Origin of the sequence: Pseudomonas sp. CFBP 13711 (assembly GCF_014842265.1) — a bacterium.
GTDB lineage: Bacteria > Pseudomonadota > Gammaproteobacteria > Pseudomonadales > Pseudomonadaceae > Aquipseudomonas.
In genome coordinates, this window is the sequence record NZ_JACYVI010000013.1 from 42558 (window position 1) to 59696 (window position 17139).

A 17139-nucleotide genomic window follows, 5' to 3' on the forward strand; every position below is an offset into this window, starting at 1 on the left:
ACTGTCCGGCCTTTTCCAGCCCTTCCCAAGGAGATCAGCCATGTTCAAGGTCAACGAGTATTTCGACGGTACCGTCAAATCCATCGCCTTCAAGCAAGCAGCAGGCGACGCGACCATCGGCGTCATGGCTTCCGGAAAATACAACTTCGGCACCAGCGACCGCGAAATCATGCATGTGATCTCGGGCTCCCTGAAAGTGCTGCTGCCGGGCGCCAATGACTGGGAAACCTTCAACGCCGGTGAGAGTTTCAAAATCCCGGCCAACGTCAAATTCGATGTCGAAGCGACCGAAGAAACCGCCTACCTCTGCGAATACCGCAAAGACTGATGCGCAGATTCAGGTCGGCACTCAGCCGACCTGCTCCACCCCGGCATTGAACTGCAAGGCCGCCAGCCGCGCGTACAGCGGGTTGCTCGCAATCAGCTCGCGGTGGGTTCCTACCGCGACCAGTTTCCCCTGATCCATGACCGCAATCCGGTCTGCGTTCTGCACCGTCGCCAGTCGGTGGGCGATCACCAGGGTCGTGCGCCCCTTCATCAACGTCGGCAATGCCTGCTGAATCAGATACTCACTCTGGGCATCCAGTGCGCTGGTGGCTTCGTCGAGCAACAGAATCGGCGCATCGGCCAGCAAAGCTCGCGCGATGGCCAGCCGCTGACGCTGCCCGCCCGACAAGCCCATGCCGCCGTCGCCCAAGTGGGTTTGATAGCCCTGGGGCAGCAGCTGGATGAATTCATGGGCATGAGCAATCCGCGCTGCCGCCTCCACTTGCTCGACGCTGGCCGCCGGGTTGCCGTAGCGAATGTTGTCCTCCACCGAGCCGAAAAACAGCGCAGGGGTTTGCGACACCCAGGCGAAGCAGCGGCGCAAGTCCAGCGGGTCCAGGCGTTCGGCGGGGATGCCTTCGATCAGCACGCGTCCCTGCTGCGGGTCGTAAAAACGCAGCAGCAGGTCGAACAGCGTCGACTTGCCCGCACCGGAAGGCCCGACCAGCGCCAGGGTTTCACCCGCTTCGACGGTCAGGCTCAAGCCGTCCAACGCATTGCGCTCCGGGCGTGAGGGGTAGGCGAAACTCAGGTTTTCCAGCGCCAGGCGACCGCTGATGCGTTCGGGCAGCGTGAGCAGATCACTGGCAGGCGCAGTGATTTCGCTGCGCGCCTGCAGTAATTCGGTGATGCGCTCTGCCGCGCCCGCTGCCCGTTGCATCTCACCGATGACCTCGCTGAGGGTGCCGAATGCGCTGCCGACGATCAGGCTGTAGAACACGAACGCCGCCAGCTCGCCGCCGGAGATGCGGCCGGCGATCACGTCCATGCCGCCGACCCAAAGCATCACGCCCACTGCGCCCAACACCAGCACGATCACCAGGGTGATCAGCCACGAGCGCTGCAATATCCTCTTGCGCGCCGTCTCGAAGGCGCCTTCGGCGGTCTGTGCAAAACGCTGCCGATCCTGCTCCTGATGGTTGTAGGCCTGCACGGTTTTGATCTGCCCCAGGGCCTCGGACACGTAGCTGCCGACATCCGCCACGCGGTCCTGACTCTCCCGCGACAGACTGCGCACGCGCCGCCCGAAAATGAGGATTGGCGCGATCACCAGGGGTAACGCCACGACCACAATGCTGGTGAGCTTGGGGTTGGTGAAGAACAGCAGGATGATCCCGCCGATGACCATCAGCGCATTGCGCAGGAACATTGACAGCGACGAGCCGATCACCGATTGCAGCAGCGTGGTATCGGCGGTCAGGCGCGACTGGATTTCCGAGCTGCGGTTGTTCTCGTAAAAGCCGGGGTGCAGGCTGACCAAATGGTCGAACACCTGCTTGCGCAGATCGGCGACCACCCGTTCGCCGATCCAGGAAACCAGATAAAAACGCGAGAAGGTGCCGATGGCGAGGGCGACCACCAGCCCCATGAACAGGCCAATGGTTTCGTTGAGCAGCGTCGGCGAACGGGTCATGAAACCCTGATCGACCATCAGCCGGATGCCCTGCCCCATCGACAGGGTGATGGCGGCGGTGACCACCAGCGCGAGCAACGCACCGATGGCTTGCTTGCGGTACGGCGCGATCATGCGCAGGGCAAGACGAATGGCATGCCGCTGACGGCCGGAAAAGACTGAAGCCATGGAGGACACCCGGAAGACGAATCAGCCGCAGAGCCTACACCTCCCTCCCCGCGCACGCTCGTCCGCTTTCGCTGAACTCCGTCGGCCGTCGTCAGTCAAGGAATGCTGTCACGGCGCAGTCATACCGGCGTGATTACTATCGACGCGCACTTACCTGATGAGGAGACAGGCCATGAGCTTGCAAAGCAGCAGCAATCAAGAATCCGTGTTCCGCCCTCAACCCGAGCTGCAGCTGGGCGGCGCGATTCTCGACGGAAACGGCCAGGAAATCCTGATCACTGAAGAAATGGTTCAGGCGGCCTGTCAGGAATGCGAGAAGTACTGGGTACAGCCCGAAAAACAAGACTGATGTGCAGATTTGATTCCAACCCGGCCATGGCGCCGGGTTTTTTATGGGCGCCTATCAGTCACCCACAACCGTCGCACCCAAGGCCTCGACGATCTGACGCAAGGCCGCCGACTCGCCGTTGATGCGCACCTGCAGGCTGTCGATTTCCCGGCGGGGCGGGTAATGCTTGCGCAAGGCGTCGAAGGCAAGGCGTTGGCTACTGGCATGGCCCACCAGACTGCGGCGGAAATCCGCGTCGTCGCGGCGAGGATCGTAAACGCCCCGACACAGCGCGTTCAGTGCCCAGACCGGATCGGTGGCAGCGTCCAGCGTGACTTGCGCCAGCCAGGGCTTGGGCAGCAGGTCTTCAAGACGGATGCTCGCCGGCTGGTCAAGGTGCGCACACAGGGCGTGATAGATCTGCGCCGTGCCGCGCTGCCGGCCGTCGAGGCTGTAGCCAGCGATGTGCGGGGTGCCGATGACGCACAGCTCGGCCAGTTCGACGTCGACCGCCGGTTCTTTCTCCCAGACGTCCAGCACCGCTTGCAGGTCTTCACGTTCCAGCAGCACCTGGCGCAGGACGGCGTTATCGACCACCGGTCCGCGCGCTGCGTTGATCAGCCAGGCGCCCGGCTTGAGCTGCTGCAGCCGGGCGCGGTCGAACAGGTGCCAGGTGGGTGTATCGCCGGTTTTATCCAGCGGTGTGTGCAGGCTGATCACATCGCAGCGGGCGATGATTTCGTCGAGGCTGACGTAATCGCCGCCTTCGCTGGCCTGACGCGGCGGGTCGCAGACCAGAACATTCCAGCCCAGGCCGCGCAAAACCTTGATCAAGCGACTGCCGACCTGCCCCGCCCCGACCACGCCGTAAGTGCGGCTGGCAAGCTCGACGCCTTCGATTTCCGCCAGAGTGAGCAGGCTGCCCAGCACGTAGTCCACCACGCCACGGGCGTTGCAGCCAGGGGCGCTGGACCATTGAATGCCGGCTTCCTTGAAGTAATCGAGGTCGAGGTGATCAGTACCGATGGTGCAAGTGCCAACAAAGCGCACCGGCGTGCCTTCGAGCAAGGCGCGGTCAACCCGGGTCACCGAGCGCACCAGCAGAATATCGGCGTCGGCGACGGCAGCGCGGTCGAGCGTGCGGCCCGGATAACGCTGGATGTCACCGATGCCTGCGAAGAAGGCGTCGAGCAGGGGAATGTTTTCGTCGGCAACTATGCGCATGTCAGGGCTCCTGGAGTGGCCGCAGTGTAGGCGCCAGCGCCCTGCCGAGCCAGCGCGATGCGAAAAGCGTCAGCCGGTACGCAAACAATCAGTCGAACTTCTTGCGGATCCAGTAGAGGAACTCGCCGTCGCCCGCCTGTTTGTCCACCAGCTCGTGGCCGAGGAAGACACAGAATTTGGGGATATCCCGCTGGGTGGACGGATCGGTGGCGATCACCTTGAGCAGGCCGCCGGGGGGCAGGTCGCGTACTTTCTGGTGCAGCATCATGACCGGCTCGGGGCAATTGAGGCCGGTGGCGTCGAGCACGGCATCGACGGCGGGGCTTTCAATGGAATCAGACATGGGGGTGATCGAATCAGACATGAGGGGGGCTCCGAAAACAGGCCGGCATTGTCGCCTAATCGGTACAGGTCGCCAATCGGCACTTTGCCCCGGCCCCTTCGCGAGCAAGCTCGCTCCCACAGTAAGGCAGGTAGCCGCCAACCTTACGCGACACAGACTGTCAACTACGCTGCTGCCTACAAACTTTGTAGGATTCTGCGACATCTTGGCGTTTGGTCATCCCGGACCCTGCACGTATGATCCTTGACATTTCTCCGCAGATTAGAAACCTATGTCCCTGATAGTTCTACTGCTTCTGCCCTTCGTCGGCAGCTGTCTGGCGGCGCTTTTGCCGCACAACGCACGCAACAGTGAATCCATCCTCGCCGGCCTGATCGCCTTGATCGGCGCGGTGCAGGTGGCATTGTGGTATCCGCAGATCGCCCACGGCGGGGTCATCAGAGAAGAGTTTTTCTGGCTGCCCAGTCTGGGCCTGAATTTCGTCCTGCGTCTGGACGGCTTTGCCTGGCTGTTCTCGATGCTGGTGCTGGGGATCGGCGCCCTGGTGTCGCTGTATGCGCGTTACTACATGTCGCCGGACGACCCGGTGCCGCGCTTCTTCTCGTTCTTTCTGGCGTTCATGGGCGCCATGCTCGGGCTGGTCATGTCCGGCAACCTCATTCAGATCGTGTTCTTCTGGGAGCTGACCAGCGTCTTCTCGTTCCTGCTGATCGGCTACTGGCACCACCGCGCCGACGCGCGGCGCGGCGCTTACATGGCGCTGATGGTCACCGGCGCCGGCGGCCTCGCGCTGCTGGTCGGGATGATGCTGCTCGGGCACGTCGTCGGCAGTTATGACCTGGATCGCGTACTGGCCTCGGGCGATGCGATTCGCGCCCACGCGCTGTACCCCGTGCTGCTGACGCTGATCCTGATAGGCGCGCTGAGCAAGAGCGCGCAATTCCCTTTCCATTTCTGGCTGCCCCACGCTATGGCGGCACCGACGCCGGTGTCGGCGTATCTGCACTCGGCGACCATGGTCAAGGCCGGCGTGTTCCTGCTCGCCCGCCTGTGGCCATCGCTGTCGGGGAGCGAACAATGGTTTTGGATCGTCAGCGGCGCAGGGGCCGCCACGCTGGTGATCGGCGCCTATTCGGCCATGTTTCAAAATGACCTCAAGGGCCTGCTGGCCTATTCCACCATCAGTCACCTGGGGCTGATCACCCTGCTGCTGGGCCTGAACAGCCCGCTGGCCGCCGTCGCGGCGGTGTTTCACATCCTCAACCACGCCACGTTCAAAGCGTCGCTGTTCATGGCGGCGGGGATCATCGACCACGAAAGCGGCACCCGCGACATCCGCAAGCTCAGCGGGCTGATCAAGCTGATGCCCTACACCGCGACGCTGGCGATGGTCGCCAGCGCGTCAATGGCCGGGGTGCCGCTGCTGAACGGCTTCCTGTCCAAGGAAATGTTCTTCGCGGAAACGGTGTTCATCACCTCAACCGACTGGGTCGAGATCGCCCTGCCGGTGATCGCCACGATCGCCGGGATTTTCAGCGTGGCCTATTCCCTGCGCTTCACCGTCGATGTGTTCTTCGGCCCGAAAGCCACGCGCCTGCCCCACACGCCCCACGAGCCACCGCGCTGGATGCGCCTGCCGGTGGAATTGCTGGTGCTGGCCTGCCTGATCGTCGGCATTTTTCCCACGCACTCCGTCGGCCCGTTGCTGGCCGCCGCAGCGCAGCCAGTGGTCGGGGGGGAACTGCCCGAATACAGCCTGGCGATCTGGCACGGTCTGAACGCGCCGATGATCATGAGCCTGATCGCCATGGCCGGCGGTATCGTTCTGTACCTGCTGCTGCGCGGGCCGATCAAGCGCAAGCAGGTGAACGGGCCGCCGCTGATCTGGCGCCTGAACGGCAAGCGCATGTTCGAGCGCGTGCTGGTGCTGAAGATGCGCGGCGCCCGCCGACTGGTGGGGCTGTTGACCACGCGTCGTTTGCAGGCGCAGCTGTTTCTGATGGTGCTGGCCGCGCTGGTTGCCGGCTTCGTGCCGATGTACGAGAGCGGGCTGAGCTGGGGCGATCGACCGAAGATCCCGGGTTCCGGCGTGTTCGTGATGCTCTGGCTTATCGCCATTGCCTGCGCCATCGGCGCTGCGTGGCAAGCCAAGTATCACCGACTGGCTGCCGTGACCATGGTCAGCGTCTGCGGGCTGATGACCTGCGTGACCTTCGTCTGGTTTTCCGCGCCGGACCTAGCACTGACCCAACTGGCGGTAGAAGTCGTCACCACGGTGTTGATCCTGCTGGGCCTGCGCTGGCTGCCGCGACGCAACGAAAACGTGCCGCCCCCTTCCCAGGCGCGACGCCGGGCCAAGGTGCGCCGGATCCGCGATTTCGTCCTCGCCGTGGCAGTGGGTGGCGGCATGGCGGTGTTGTCCTACGCCATGCTGACGCGTCCGACGCCGAACGCCATTTCCGAGTTTTACCTGAGCCGCGCCCTGGCCCAGGGCGGCGGCACCAATGCCGTCAACGTCATGCTCGTGGACTTCCGTGGCTTCGACACCTTTGGCGAAATCACCGTGCTGGCCGTGGTGGCGCTGACGGTCTTTGCGCTGCTGCGTCGCTTCCGCCCGCCGAAAGAAAGCATCGCCCTGCCGGCCCAACAGCGTTTGCTGGCCCGTGACGTGGTCACCGATCTGGTCAATCCGCGTCATGCCGCCGACACGGCACTGGGCTTCATGATGGTGCCGGCGGTGCTGGTGCGCCTGCTCTTGCCGGTGGCCTTCGTGGTGTCGATGTACCTGTTCATGCGCGGGCATAACCAGCCGGGTGGCGGTTTCGTCGCCGGGCTGGTGATGTCGGTGGCGTTCATCCTGCAATACATGGTCGCCGGCACCCAGTGGGTCGAGGCCAACATGAGCCTGCGGCCGTTGCGCTGGATGGGCACCGGGCTGTTCTTCGCGCTGGCCACAGGGCTGGGTTCGATGGCCTTGGGTTATCCGTTCATGACCACCCACACCGCACACGTGGTCCTGCCGATACTGGGCGATCTGCACATCGCCAGCGCGCTGTTTTTCGACATCGGCGTGTACGCGGTGGTGGTCGGCTCGACCCTGCTGATCCTCACGGCGCTGGCTCACCAGTCGGTGCGCAGCCATCGCCCGACCTCGCTGCCGCAGCCCATTGAACCGGTCCCGACCGACAGCCCGATTTCACAAGGAGCCATCTGATGGAAGAAGTCATTGCCATTGCCATCGGCGTGCTTGCCGCCTCCGGCGTGTGGCTGATCCTGCGTCCACGGACCTTTCAGGTCGTCATGGGCCTGTGCCTGCTGTCCTACGGCGTCAATCTGTTCATCTTCAGCATGGGCAGTCTGTTCATCGGCAAGGAGCCGATCATCAAGGACGGCGTGCCCCAGGATTTGCTCAATTACACCGATCCCCTGCCCCAGGCGCTGGTGCTGACGGCCATCGTCATCAGTTTCGCCATGACCGCGCTGTTTCTGGTGGTGCTGCTGGCGTCGCGCGGCTTGACCGGCAATGACCATGTCGACGGTCGGGAGCTGGGTGAATGAGTGTGATGAATCAACTGATCGTCGCACCGATCCTGCTGCCGGTGCTGACCGCTGCGCTGATGCTGTGGCTCGGCGAGAAACATCGCCCGCTGAAAGCGCGGATCAACCTGTTTTCCACCGGGCTCGGCCTCGCCATCGCCATCACGCTGATGATGTGGGTGCAGAAAACCGGCACCACCGGTTCCATCGGTGTGTACCTGCCGGGCAACTGGGAGGCGCCATTCGGCATCGTGCTGGTGGTCGATCACCTGTCGGCGCTGATGCTGGTGCTGACCGGCATCGTCGCCTTCTGCGCCCTGCTCTTCGCCCTGGCCCGCTGGGATCGCGCGGGGGCGAGTTTTCACGCGCTGTTTCAGATTCAACTGATGGGGTTGTATGGCGCCTTTCTCACCGCCGACCTGTTCAACCTGTTCGTGTTCTTCGAAGTGCTGCTGGCGGCGTCCTACGGCCTGATGCTGCACGGCTCGGGGCGGGCTCGGGTGTCGGCGGGCCTGCATTACATCACCATCAATTTGCTGGCCTCGTCGCTGTTCCTGATCGGCGCGGCGTTGATCTATGGCGTGACCGGCACGCTGAACCTGGCGGATCTGGCGATAAAGATCCCTCAGGTGCCGGAAGGCGACTTGGGCTTGCTGCACGCGGGCGCGGCCATTCTGGCGGTCGCGTTTCTGGCCAAGGCCGGCATGTGGCCGCTGAATTTCTGGCTGGTGCCGGCCTATTCCGCCGCCAGCGCACCGGTGGCGGCGCTGTTCGCGATCATGACCAAAGTCGGCTTCTACACCCTGCTGCGGTTGTGGACGCTGCTGTTTTCCGGTCAGGCCGGCGCGTCGGCGTTCTTCGGCGGGGACTGGCTGATCTGGGGCGGCATGGCCACCGTCAGCGTGGCGGCGATTTCCGTGGTCGCCGCCCAGCGCCTGGAGCGCATGGCCAGTCTGAGCATTCTGGTGTCGGCGGGGATTCTGCTGTCGGCGGTCGGTTTCGCGCAGCCTAGCCTCACGGCGGGGGCATTGTTCTATCTGGTCAGCTCAACCCTGGCGCTGAGTGCGCTGTTCCTGCTGGCGGAGTTGATCGAGCGCTCGCGCTCGGCCAATGACATCGCCCTCGACGAAGACGCCGACCAGTTGCCCAAGGCGCTGGAGTCGTTGCACCCAGTGCCCGGGACCAATCTGGATGACGAGCAGAAAGCCGTGGTCGGCCATGTCATCCCTTGGACCATGGCGTTTCTGGGCTTGAGTTTCATTGCCTGCGCGCTGTTGATTATCGGCATGCCGCCGCTGTCAGGCTTTCTTGGCAAGCTGACGCTGATCAGCGCCCTGCTCAATCCCCTGGGCCTTGATGTGGCGAAGGCCGAAGCCATTCGAGCTGACAGCTGGACGCTGGTGGCGCTGCTGATTATTTCCGGGCTGACGTCGCTGTTTGCCTTCGTGCGTGTCGGCATCAAGCGCTTCTGGACGCCCCAGGAACATGCGGCGCCCCTGCTGCGGCTCAACGAATGCCTGCCGATCGCCTTGCTGGTGGGCTGCGCGGTCGTACTGACGTTCAAGGCCCAGGCGCTGTTGCATTACACCCAGGACACCGCCCAGGCGCTGCATGATCCGCAGCAATACGTGCTGTCGGTCAAGGCAGCCAGGCCGATACCGGGGCCGGCCTCGGCGACGCCGGAGGTGCAGCCATGAAGCGTCTGTTTCCAGCGCCGCTGTTGTCACTGTCGCTGTGGGGGTTGTGGCTGTTGCTCAACCTGTCCCTGAGTCCGGGCAATCTGCTGCTGGGCGCCCTGCTCGGTTTTTTCGCGCCCTACATCTTCGCGCCGTTGCGCCCCTCACCGGCGCGGATCCGCAAACCCGGCGTCGCCCTGGGCTTGTTCCTGCTGGTGGGTCGCGACGTGGTGGTGTCGAACCTGGCAGTCGCCTGGGGCGTGCTGCGCGCGGGGCGCCGTCCGCCACGCTCGATGTTCGTCAAAGTCCCGCTGGACCTGCACGACGCCCACGGCCTCGCCGCGCTGGCGATGATCTGCACGGTGGTGCCGGGAACGGTCTGGTCCGAACTGGCGTTGGATCGCAGCGTGCTGCTGATGCATGTGTTCGATCTGGACGACGAAGCGGCCTTCATCGAGCACTTCAAAAGCACGTACGAACGGCCACTGATGGAGATTTTCCAATGAGCGCCCTGCTCACAAACGCGATCCTTTTTACGCTGTCGGTGTTCGCCATCGCCATGGTCCTGACCCTGATTCGCCTGTTCAAAGGCCCGTCGGCGCAGGACCGGGTATTGGCGCTGGATTACCTGTACATCCTGGCGATGCTGATGATGCTGGTGCTGGGGATTCGCTACGCCAGTGATACCTATTTCGAAGCGGCGCTGCTGATCGCGCTGTTCGGCTTCGTCGGCTCATTCGCGCTGGCCAAATTTCTGTTGCGCGGTGAGGTGATCGAATGAATTCGTTGCAGGTTCTGCCGTTCTGGGTCGAAGTCCTGACCGCCGCGCTGCTGGTGCTGAGCAGCCTGTTCGGCCTGATCGGCGCGCTGGGTCTGCTGCGCATGAAGGACTTTTTTCAGCGCATGCACCCGCCCGCACTGGCCTCGACCCTCGGCGCATGGTGTGTGGCGCTGGCCTCGATCGTCTACTTCTCGGCGCTGAAGGACGGCCCCGTGTTGCACGCGTGGCTGATCCCGATCCTGCTGGCCATTACCGTTCCGGTGACCACTTTGCTGCTGGCACGCACCGGGCTGTTCCGCAAGCGCATGGCCGGCGACGACGTGCCACCCGAGGTCAGCGACGGCAGACAGCAGGGGCATTGAGCCTGGGCTAAAGGTTTTTTCAGGGCGCAGACGGGCCCGCTACCCATCGCTTGGGCGTGGGGGATGTGGGCGCGATCCGTGTGCAGGCGTATTGAAGCGCTGTGCTTACTCGCTGGCTTTGAACGTCAGTTCGCCCTTGCGCCATTTGGCGGCTTTGGCGGTGGCGGCTTTGAGGACTTTGCTCAGGCCAGTTTGAATCTGTTCGTGGGCGGCGAACACCATGAAAATGCTGTGGGACTCTTTGAAGACGATGCCGTGGCCTTCGGGCACTTCGACAAACGCGTATTCGCCCAGACCGTAGATGGTCATCTTGATGTCGCGGAAGCGGATTTCGAACTTGCCGCCTTCACGGCTGGGCAATACGGCGGCTCGGAAGTGGTCACCCACTTTGAGTTCCAGCCCGGGCTTATCATCGACCACCAGTGCGGTTTCGGTGTCGATCTCCGACATGTAAATGCCTTCAGGGGATTGTTCGATGACATAAACGAATCGCGCCTGGAACAGCTTTACCAACTTCGCGCGCACGTCTCCGAGCACGAATAATGCGTGGGTATCCAGATTACCTACTGCCAATGTACAAACTCCCAACCAGATAGGAACCCGCCCGGACAGCGGACCGGGCGGGAAAGAAACGAGAAATGGTGCGTCCTGAAGCCGGACGCTGGCGTTAGCATGGATTCTACCGGCAGTGAGTCTATACGGGATATATCCCTTTCGTACGGTGTGAAGTGGTTTTTGTCAGACGATGTTCAGTGGGACTGGCTTCAGCCGGGAAGAGGCCTGTTTGGGCGCCCTCAATTCTGCGGCGTGACACCTGACGCTTTCCCGGCTGAAGCCGGTCCCACTAAAAGCACGCAGGGTGTCCGTAGGACTGGCTTTAGCCGGGTAGAGGCCTGTTTGGGCGCCCTCAATTCTGCGGCGTGACACCTGACGCTTTCCCGGCTGAAGCCGGTCCCTCTAAAAGCACGCGAGTGTCAGTGCCCCTTCAGGCAATCAGTTAGAACTCTTGCCTGCCCCGCGCACTCCCATGCAACAGAAGGTTACTCACTGACCACGCCAATCCGGGTCCTTGACCCGTTCGGGAGAAAAAATGGAAATCATGACGCCGTCGCTTGAGCTGTTGTTCGAACAATTGGGGCTGGAGTCCGATCAGGCCAGCATCGACGCGTTCGTCGCCGGGCATCATCTGCCGGAAGGTGTGAAAGTGTCCGAAGCCGAGTTCTGGTCGCCGCAACAAGGGGCGCTGCTCAAGGAAAAAATCCAGCTAGATGATGACTGGGCACCCATCGTCGATGAGCTGAACGTCTTGCTGCACACTCCGACCTGACCCGTCGCACGTGCAAAAAAATGGCGGCCTACCAAGGCCGCCTTTTTTTTGCCGGATTCGCCATCATCGCCACCCGTTGCTTCAATGCCGCTCACTGTGGATAAGCAAGTTGACCGAGATTGGTGAACATCTGCCGGCCATTGAGCGCAGGGGCATGCACGAACAACCCATCGACCAACGCGTCGCGTCGGGCATTGTTCCAGTGGGCCGAGCGATGGATGTAGCGCCGATACAACAGCGTCTGCTCGGCGTCACTCAACGCACCGCCCTCCCCTTTGGCGTGGCTGATCAGCTTGGCGGCTATGGGCCGCAACTCCGGTGGCAAGCTTGTTTCCGCTGATTCTTTGATGGGCAGGAACGGCACGCCCTCGTCGCATGCGAGCGCGTGCATCAGCCGCAGGTAAACAAGGGCGAGGTGGTTGTAGACGCGTCGCTCCAGCTTCACCGTCGCCACCACTGTCTTGACCCCGCGTGAGCTGCTGGCGAACCGTTCGAAACATTCCACGCCCAGCGAGGCGCTGTCATCGGTGGGGTCGAGCAGACGCCCCGCATCAAGAGTGGACAGCTCGGCGTGGGCCTGCAGCCAGGCATCCGTCGTGTCATAAGGCGTGCTGACGCTGACCAGGCTGCGGCGAGGCCGGAACAGCGAGACTTTCTCCATTTCCTGGGGCTGATAGCCGCCACCGATGTCCGAATGGCTGCCGGGCAGTACGATTTCCTGGGGCCAGTCGGGCTTGACACTGTTGAGCACGAAGTTGCGCCGATGCTCATCGCCGGCCACCAGGTGCAGCACTTGCTGCGCGCACCCGGGGGGCAAAAACAGATTGACCCGCTTGTTGACCGCATCCCGAACGCTGCCCAGATCGGAAATCCCGCCCACGGCGGCGACCGTGTCGAACAGGCCGATGACCTTCAACCGCACGCTGCCACTGGCCCATGAAAAGCTGTCCGAAAGCGGCAGTTTGCGGGGGTCGAGCACGGGGTCCAGCGCGCCACGGGATTTTTTCAGCACTTCGTTGGCCAGATGCCGGGCCGACGCCGCTCCCCGACTGAAGCCAAACACGTCCAGCTCCAGCGCCCCGATGACACAACCCGGGTTGTCGCTTTCAAACGTGTGAAGTTCATCGGCAAGCTTTTTGATGCCACGCGACACTTTCGCCACCACGCCAGTGGTGCCGCGACCGAAGCCTTGGCCCGACAAGCGAGAATCGCGCCCGCCAGATGTTGTGCCAACGCCACTGACATACACCGCGCCATACACAAACAGGCCGTCTGCATTAACGATTGCCTTGCGCTGTTGTTTATATAACCCCGCCAGTCGCGCGATATTGGTCGGGCTGTTGCTGTAACTGCTGCCGGCGTCAGTGTGCCGACCGCCACATTCTTTTATATGCACGCCGCCGTAGACTTCCGCCATGGCCTGGCAGTCGGCGCCGATCTGGCTGTTCACCCGGTTATTGCCGGTCCCGTCGAAAAACACACCGAGGCGAACGGTGACCTGCTGCGCGCCGGCGCGGGAATCGGTCGACGCGTGACTGATAGTTGTTTTTGTCATTTGATTCATCCGTGAGTACTGACATGAGTCCCGAACAGGCGATTACATATTCGGACATATACTCACAGGATGATCGCAGTTAACGTTCCGTCAACCGATGGAACTGCACTTCAGACGCGTCCTACTTCAATATCGGACGGTTAAATAATTAAAGGGCCTAAGTCGTACAATTGACGCTCCCCGAAGATCTGCAAGCTTCAAGCGGCAAGCCACAAGACGCGCGATCACTGATAACTGCTCTTCACTTGCAGCTTGCAGCTTGATCCTCAGCTTTTCTCCGGCCTATAACCCAGCCGCAGCCCGCCCCAATGTCGGCCCTTGACGACGATGGGCACGGAAAGATCGTGCATCAGTTCGCCGGTGTCGCGGGTGTAGGTCTGCAACAGCACCGGCTGCTGGTGACTGCCGCAGCGAATGCCGGTGCGGTCGTCGAACTTGCGCTTGCTGCGGTTGTTCACCGCATCGACCGCCGTATCCCCCGTCAGCGGCCGGCTGAACACCTGATTGTGGGTCGGCACGTAGCCCTGCTGTGTGCAGGCGATGGCGAAAACCAGCCCCTCATGACGGGTCAGCAGCGGTTCCTGGATGGCCGGCAGCGTCTGATCGGTGTAGCGGTCGAAGCGGGTCTGGTACTTGGCGGGCGACGTGTTGGCGATGGGCTGGTAGGTGCGGTCGAACAGATCGGTCAGGCTGACCCGGCCTTGATCGATGTCCTGCTCGAACGTCGCGGCGATCTGGCTGGCGCCTTCCCGGGCGAGGTCATAAATGCGCTGGTGGTAGTCATCCAGGCCGACCTGAGCCAGGCGCTCGCTGATGGTTTCCGCCTGCTCTTCCATCTGCAACGCCGACTGCGCCAGGCGCCGGGTCTGGTCATCGCTGATCGCAAGGTCGCTGCGCATTTGCTCCACCGCCACGAACAGGCTGCTCAGTTGCTCCTGATTGGTCTGGGCGCCCCGCGCGATTTCACCCACCTGTTGCTCTACCCCAACCGCCAGTTGAGCGATGTTCGCCAGTTGCTGTCCGGTGGATTCGACCTGGGCGACGCCGCCACTCAGGTCGCCCGACAACTGCCGAATCTGCTCGACCACCTGACGGGTGCGCTGCTGAATATCGACGACCATCTCCCCCACTTCACTGGTCGCCGTCGCCGTGCGCCCGGCCAGCCCGCGCACTTCGTCGGCCACAACGGCAAAGCCACGGCCGTGTTCGCCGGCGCGCGCGGCTTCGATGGCGGCGTTCAGGGCGAGCAGATTGGTCTGGCTGGCGATGGACTGAATCACCGCCGTGACACGCTGGATGTCTTCGCTGCGCTGGCTGAGGGCTTCGATGAGTTCACGGCTGCTGTCGGCCCGTTCGCTGAGTTGGTGCATCAGGCCGATGGATTCATTGAGGACGCTGAGCCCCGCGCCGCTGCTCTCCCGCGCCTGGCTGGCGGCGGTCAGCGCTTGCTGGCTAAGCGTGGAAGTGGCGCGCTCGGTGGCGATCATCACGTCGGCGCTGCTGACGATCTGCTCGGCCGCGTTGACCTGGGACTGCAGCTTGCCCGCCAGTTGCCTGACCGAAAACGCCACGGCCGCCGCAGACAGCGCATTGTGACTGGTGCTCCGGGATAAATCGCGGGTCAGACGGGTCATGCCGTCTTCGCCCGCTTCTTCCTCTGCCACCGGCGTTCGGCCGGCGAACAGCGACGGTAAGAAAATTGGCAACCACAGGATCAACAGCCCAACGAGCAGGCACACGTAAACCGACACACCACCCCAGACCATCGCCGCGAACAGCAGGCACAGGCCAAAGCTTTGCAGGGCGGGCGTCAGCCAGCGCGAACCGGCGGCGGTCCGCTTGTCGGGAGCCCCGTGAGCGGGTTGAGAGGGTGTTGCGGCGTGACGACCTTTCGCATCCATGTCCGGGACCTGCCCTGCTTTCATTATTGTGAAAGCATTAAACGCCCAAATAGCGGCCATGCGCCATGAGTCATTGGTGGTAGTCGGTCGGAATGTGCGGCGAAGGAAGGGGCTTACGCAGTCAGCGCGTAAAGGGTACGCAATGGAACGGCTCGACCACCCGTTGCGGGCGGTCGAACCCGAGGGATCACGCCTGACGCTGGTGGCGGTCGATCTGCTCGTGACGTTCCTGAGCTTCGATGCAGTACTTGGTGGTCGGGCTGATCAGCAGGCGCTTCAGGCCAATGGGCTCGCCGCTGTCTTCGCACCAGCCAAAACTGTCGTCAGCGATACGGCTCAAGGCCATTTCCAGCTGTGGCAGCATGCGCTGATCGCGGTCAATCACGTTCACCAGCCAGTGGCGCTCTTCTTCCACGGAAGCGGCGTCGGCCGGGTCAGCCGGGGTGTCCAGGCTTTCGATCGCGATACGGCTCTGCTCGATGCGCTCGTGGATTTCGACTTTCATGGCTTGCAACAGGTCGACGAAGAACGCGTGCTGCTCGGCGTTCATGTAGTCATCGGCCGGCATCGCCAGCAACTTTTCCTTGGTCATTGATTTCTCTATAAAAAAACGTGCATTAAGGCGATCTCAAAGGTGCGCCTCAACCTGGCATTAAACGCGCCGTAGTCTCGAAGCGCCGCTTGGCACTCAATTTACGAGGGGCGGCAGTCTAAGGCCGGGTTCGGTACTCGGCAACATAATTGATCAGGATTCGTCCAACAAGGGTTTGAATACCCGGTGGCATTGGGTCGCGCCGGGGTTTGATCGCACCCTTCACCCGGCCCGGGCGTCCTCGAAACGAGGCAGATGGTGTCTGACCGACCGTGGCCTGATCGGTTCAAACCGATGAAAAACGAAAAGGGCCTGACAACAGGCCCTCTTCAATAACCCCTGAACGACTCAGCGCTTGAGCTTGCGCTTGTTGCGGTACTGATCGATGACCACGGCGATGACGATGATCAGGCCCTTGATGATGTCCTGTACGTAGGCATCGACGCCGACGAAGGTAAAGCCGCTGGCCATGACCCCGAGAATCAGCGCGCCGATGACCGTGCCGGTGATCCGACCGACGCCACCGGCGAGGCTGGTGCCGCCGATCACCGCCGCCGCAATGGCGTCCAGCTCGTAGGAAACGCCCATCCCGGCCTGCCCCGTGGCCGCCCGCGCCGAGGCGACAACGCCCGCCAGCCCGGCCAGCAGACCGGCGATGCTGTAGACGATCACCAGATGACGCTTGACGTTGATCCCCGAGGTGCGCGCCGCCTGCATGTTGCCGCCGATGGCGTAGGTGTATTTTCCGTATTTGGTGTAACGCAGGGCGATGTGAAAGATCACCGCGACCACCAGAAAAATGATCACCGGCATGGCGCCCTGGCCGATGGCGGTGTAGGAATCATTCAGCATGCTCACCGGCTGACCGCCGGTGTAATAGCGCGCCAGGCCCCGCGCCGACACCATCATGCCCAGCGTGGCGATGAACGGCGGGATGCCGGTGATGGCGATAATGCTGCCGTTGATCGCTCCCGCGAGCAGCCCCACCCCAAGCCCGGCGATGACCGGCGCCCACACCGGCAGGTCGGTCAGCGACGGAAACACCGCCCGGGTGTAGTCCGACGATTGCGCCAGGCTGGCGGCAATCATCGCCGACAGCGCCAGCACCGAGCCTGACGACAGATCGATGCCGGTGGTGATGATGACCTGAGTCACGCCGATGGCCAGCAGGCCAATGATCGACACCTGCAGAATCATCAGCACCAGCCGCTGGGAATTCATCAGAAAGCTCTGATCGCGGACGATCCAGCCGAACAGCTCGAAAATCAGGCCAATGCCGATCAGGACCAGAAAAATGCTCAGTTCGGTGGGCAGCCGGCGCTTGTGTTTGCGAGGCGCCAGCGCGGGTTTGTTTTCCAGCATCGCGTTCATCTTCATGTGTGCCT

General features: G+C 62.5%; 17 protein-coding genes. 9 read left to right on the plus strand and 8 right to left on the minus strand.

The genetic code is table 11. The annotated features are described in order from the left end of the window. The first annotated feature begins 40 nt into the window (after positions 1-40). Positions 41-328 carry a pyrimidine/purine nucleoside phosphorylase gene (gene ppnP, locus IFT47_RS21610; protein ID WP_192174033.1) on the plus strand — a complete coding sequence of 96 codons (288 nt, stop codon included), beginning with the start codon at positions 41-43 and terminating at the stop codon, positions 326-328. 21 nt (positions 329-349) lie between these two features. On the opposite strand, the gene IFT47_RS21615 is transcribed toward ppnP, so the two are convergent. Next, complete coding sequence (locus tag IFT47_RS21615) at positions 350-2128, minus strand: ABC transporter transmembrane domain-containing protein (protein WP_192174034.1); 1779 nt, start codon at positions 2126-2128, stop codon at positions 350-352. A gap of 172 nt (positions 2129-2300) precedes the next feature. Here IFT47_RS21615 and IFT47_RS21620 point away from each other — a divergent pair, with 172 nt between their 5' ends. Next, on the plus strand, positions 2301-2477 hold the full coding sequence (locus tag IFT47_RS21620) for a PA1571 family protein (protein WP_192174035.1): 177 nt from the start codon (positions 2301-2303) through the stop codon (positions 2475-2477). 54 nt (positions 2478-2531) lie between these two features. Here IFT47_RS21620 and pdxB read toward each other — a convergent pair whose 3' ends face one another. Continuing rightward, positions 2532-3680 carry a 4-phosphoerythronate dehydrogenase PdxB gene (gene pdxB, locus IFT47_RS21625; protein WP_192174036.1) on the minus strand — a complete coding sequence of 383 codons (1149 nt, stop codon included), beginning with the start codon at positions 3678-3680 and terminating at the stop codon, positions 2532-2534. Positions 3681-3768: 88 nt separating this feature from the next. Further along, positions 3769-4023, minus strand: coding sequence for a sulfurtransferase TusA (gene tusA / locus IFT47_RS21630; RefSeq protein WP_192174037.1), 255 nt, complete (start codon positions 4021-4023; stop codon positions 3769-3771). A 271-nt stretch (positions 4024-4294) separates the two neighbouring features. Between tusA and IFT47_RS21635 the strand changes: the two genes are divergently transcribed. Genes IFT47_RS21635 through IFT47_RS21660 form a run of 6 tightly spaced genes read left to right on the plus strand, consistent with a single transcriptional unit; the run spans position 4295 to position 10379 of the window. Then, a complete protein-coding gene (locus IFT47_RS21635) occupies positions 4295-7237 on the plus strand; it encodes a monovalent cation/H+ antiporter subunit A (RefSeq protein ID WP_192174038.1) in 2943 nt (980 codons plus the stop codon). Then, positions 7237-7581 carry a Na+/H+ antiporter subunit C gene (locus IFT47_RS21640; RefSeq protein ID WP_065986226.1) on the plus strand — a complete coding sequence of 115 codons (345 nt, stop codon included), beginning with the start codon at positions 7237-7239 and terminating at the stop codon, positions 7579-7581. The genes IFT47_RS21635 and IFT47_RS21640 overlap by 1 nt, the downstream gene beginning before the upstream one ends. Beyond that, entirely contained in the window at positions 7578-9257 is a 1680-nt protein-coding gene (locus tag IFT47_RS21645) for a monovalent cation/H+ antiporter subunit D (protein ID WP_192174039.1), read from the plus strand. Before IFT47_RS21640 ends, IFT47_RS21645 begins: the two co-directional genes overlap by 4 nt. After that, positions 9254-9742 carry a Na+/H+ antiporter subunit E gene (locus tag IFT47_RS21650; RefSeq protein ID WP_192174040.1) on the plus strand — a complete coding sequence of 163 codons (489 nt, stop codon included), beginning with the start codon at positions 9254-9256 and terminating at the stop codon, positions 9740-9742. The genes IFT47_RS21645 and IFT47_RS21650 overlap by 4 nt, the downstream gene beginning before the upstream one ends. Continuing rightward, complete coding sequence (locus IFT47_RS21655; RefSeq protein ID WP_192174041.1) at positions 9739-10017, plus strand: K+/H+ antiporter subunit F; 279 nt, start codon at positions 9739-9741, stop codon at positions 10015-10017. Before IFT47_RS21650 ends, IFT47_RS21655 begins: the two co-directional genes overlap by 4 nt. Next, complete coding sequence (locus tag IFT47_RS21660; RefSeq protein WP_192174042.1) at positions 10014-10379, plus strand: Na+/H+ antiporter subunit G; 366 nt, start codon at positions 10014-10016, stop codon at positions 10377-10379. Before IFT47_RS21655 ends, IFT47_RS21660 begins: the two co-directional genes overlap by 4 nt. A gap of 105 nt (positions 10380-10484) precedes the next feature. On the opposite strand, the gene IFT47_RS21665 is transcribed toward IFT47_RS21660, so the two are convergent. Next, positions 10485-10952, minus strand: a complete 468-nt coding sequence (locus IFT47_RS21665) for a hypothetical protein (RefSeq protein ID WP_192174043.1) — start codon at positions 10950-10952, stop codon at positions 10485-10487. A 517-nt stretch (positions 10953-11469) separates the two neighbouring features. Here IFT47_RS21665 and IFT47_RS21670 point away from each other — a divergent pair. After that, complete coding sequence (locus IFT47_RS21670; protein WP_192174044.1) at positions 11470-11706, plus strand: DUF2789 family protein; 237 nt, start codon at positions 11470-11472, stop codon at positions 11704-11706. Between the two features lie 91 nt (positions 11707-11797). Here IFT47_RS21670 and IFT47_RS21675 read toward each other — a convergent pair whose 3' ends face one another. The 4 genes from IFT47_RS21675 to IFT47_RS21690 all read right to left on the minus strand — a co-directional run bounded on the left by IFT47_RS21675 (position 11798) and on the right by IFT47_RS21690 (position 17125). After that, on the minus strand, positions 11798-13261 hold the full coding sequence (locus tag IFT47_RS21675) for a T6SS phospholipase effector Tle1-like catalytic domain-containing protein (RefSeq protein WP_192174045.1): 1464 nt from the start codon (positions 13259-13261) through the stop codon (positions 11798-11800). A 266-nt stretch (positions 13262-13527) separates the two neighbouring features. Further along, positions 13528-15222 carry a methyl-accepting chemotaxis protein gene (locus IFT47_RS21680; protein WP_192174046.1) on the minus strand — a complete coding sequence of 565 codons (1695 nt, stop codon included), beginning with the start codon at positions 15220-15222 and terminating at the stop codon, positions 13528-13530. Positions 15223-15349: 127 nt separating this feature from the next. Next, positions 15350-15754: a TraR/DksA family transcriptional regulator gene (locus IFT47_RS21685; RefSeq protein ID WP_122537744.1), complete on the minus strand. Its 405-nt coding sequence runs from the start codon at positions 15752-15754 to the stop codon at positions 15350-15352. 348 nt (positions 15755-16102) lie between these two features. After that, on the minus strand, positions 16103-17125 hold the full coding sequence (locus IFT47_RS21690) for an ABC transporter permease (protein ID WP_192174120.1): 1023 nt from the start codon (positions 17123-17125) through the stop codon (positions 16103-16105). Between the last annotated feature and the right edge of the window lie 14 nt (positions 17126-17139).

Coding starts and splice junctions, on each gene's coding strand:
- IFT47_RS21620 (WP_192174035.1), top strand. CDS start 2,301: ATGAGCTTGCAAAGCAGCAGCAATCAAGAATCCGTGTTCCGCCCTCAA.
- IFT47_RS21670 (WP_192174044.1), top strand. CDS start 11,470: ATGGAAATCATGACGCCGTCGCTTGAGCTGTTGTTCGAACAATTGGGG.
- IFT47_RS21650 (WP_192174040.1), top strand. CDS start 9,254: ATGAAGCGTCTGTTTCCAGCGCCGCTGTTGTCACTGTCGCTGTGGGGG.
- ppnP (WP_192174033.1), top strand. CDS start 41: ATGTTCAAGGTCAACGAGTATTTCGACGGTACCGTCAAATCCATCGCC.
- IFT47_RS21655 (WP_192174041.1), top strand. CDS start 9,739: ATGAGCGCCCTGCTCACAAACGCGATCCTTTTTACGCTGTCGGTGTTC.
- pdxB (WP_192174036.1), bottom strand. CDS start 3,680: ATGCGCATAGTTGCCGACGAAAACATTCCCCTGCTCGACGCCTTCTTC.
- tusA (WP_192174037.1), bottom strand. CDS start 4,023: ATGTCTGATTCCATTGAAAGCCCCGCCGTCGATGCCGTGCTCGACGCC.
- IFT47_RS21660 (WP_192174042.1), top strand. CDS start 10,014: ATGAATTCGTTGCAGGTTCTGCCGTTCTGGGTCGAAGTCCTGACCGCC.
- IFT47_RS21615 (WP_192174034.1), bottom strand. CDS start 2,128: ATGGCTTCAGTCTTTTCCGGCCGTCAGCGGCATGCCATTCGTCTTGCC.
- IFT47_RS21690 (WP_192174120.1), bottom strand. CDS start 17,125: ATGAACGCGATGCTGGAAAACAAACCCGCGCTGGCGCCTCGCAAACAC.
- IFT47_RS21635 (WP_192174038.1), top strand. CDS start 4,295: ATGTCCCTGATAGTTCTACTGCTTCTGCCCTTCGTCGGCAGCTGTCTG.
- IFT47_RS21675 (WP_192174045.1), bottom strand. CDS start 13,261: ATGACAAAAACAACTATCAGTCACGCGTCGACCGATTCCCGCGCCGGC.
- IFT47_RS21685 (WP_122537744.1), bottom strand. CDS start 15,754: ATGACCAAGGAAAAGTTGCTGGCGATGCCGGCCGATGACTACATGAAC.
- IFT47_RS21640 (WP_065986226.1), top strand. CDS start 7,237: ATGGAAGAAGTCATTGCCATTGCCATCGGCGTGCTTGCCGCCTCCGGC.
- IFT47_RS21645 (WP_192174039.1), top strand. CDS start 7,578: ATGAGTGTGATGAATCAACTGATCGTCGCACCGATCCTGCTGCCGGTG.
- IFT47_RS21680 (WP_192174046.1), bottom strand. CDS start 15,222: ATGGCCGCTATTTGGGCGTTTAATGCTTTCACAATAATGAAAGCAGGG.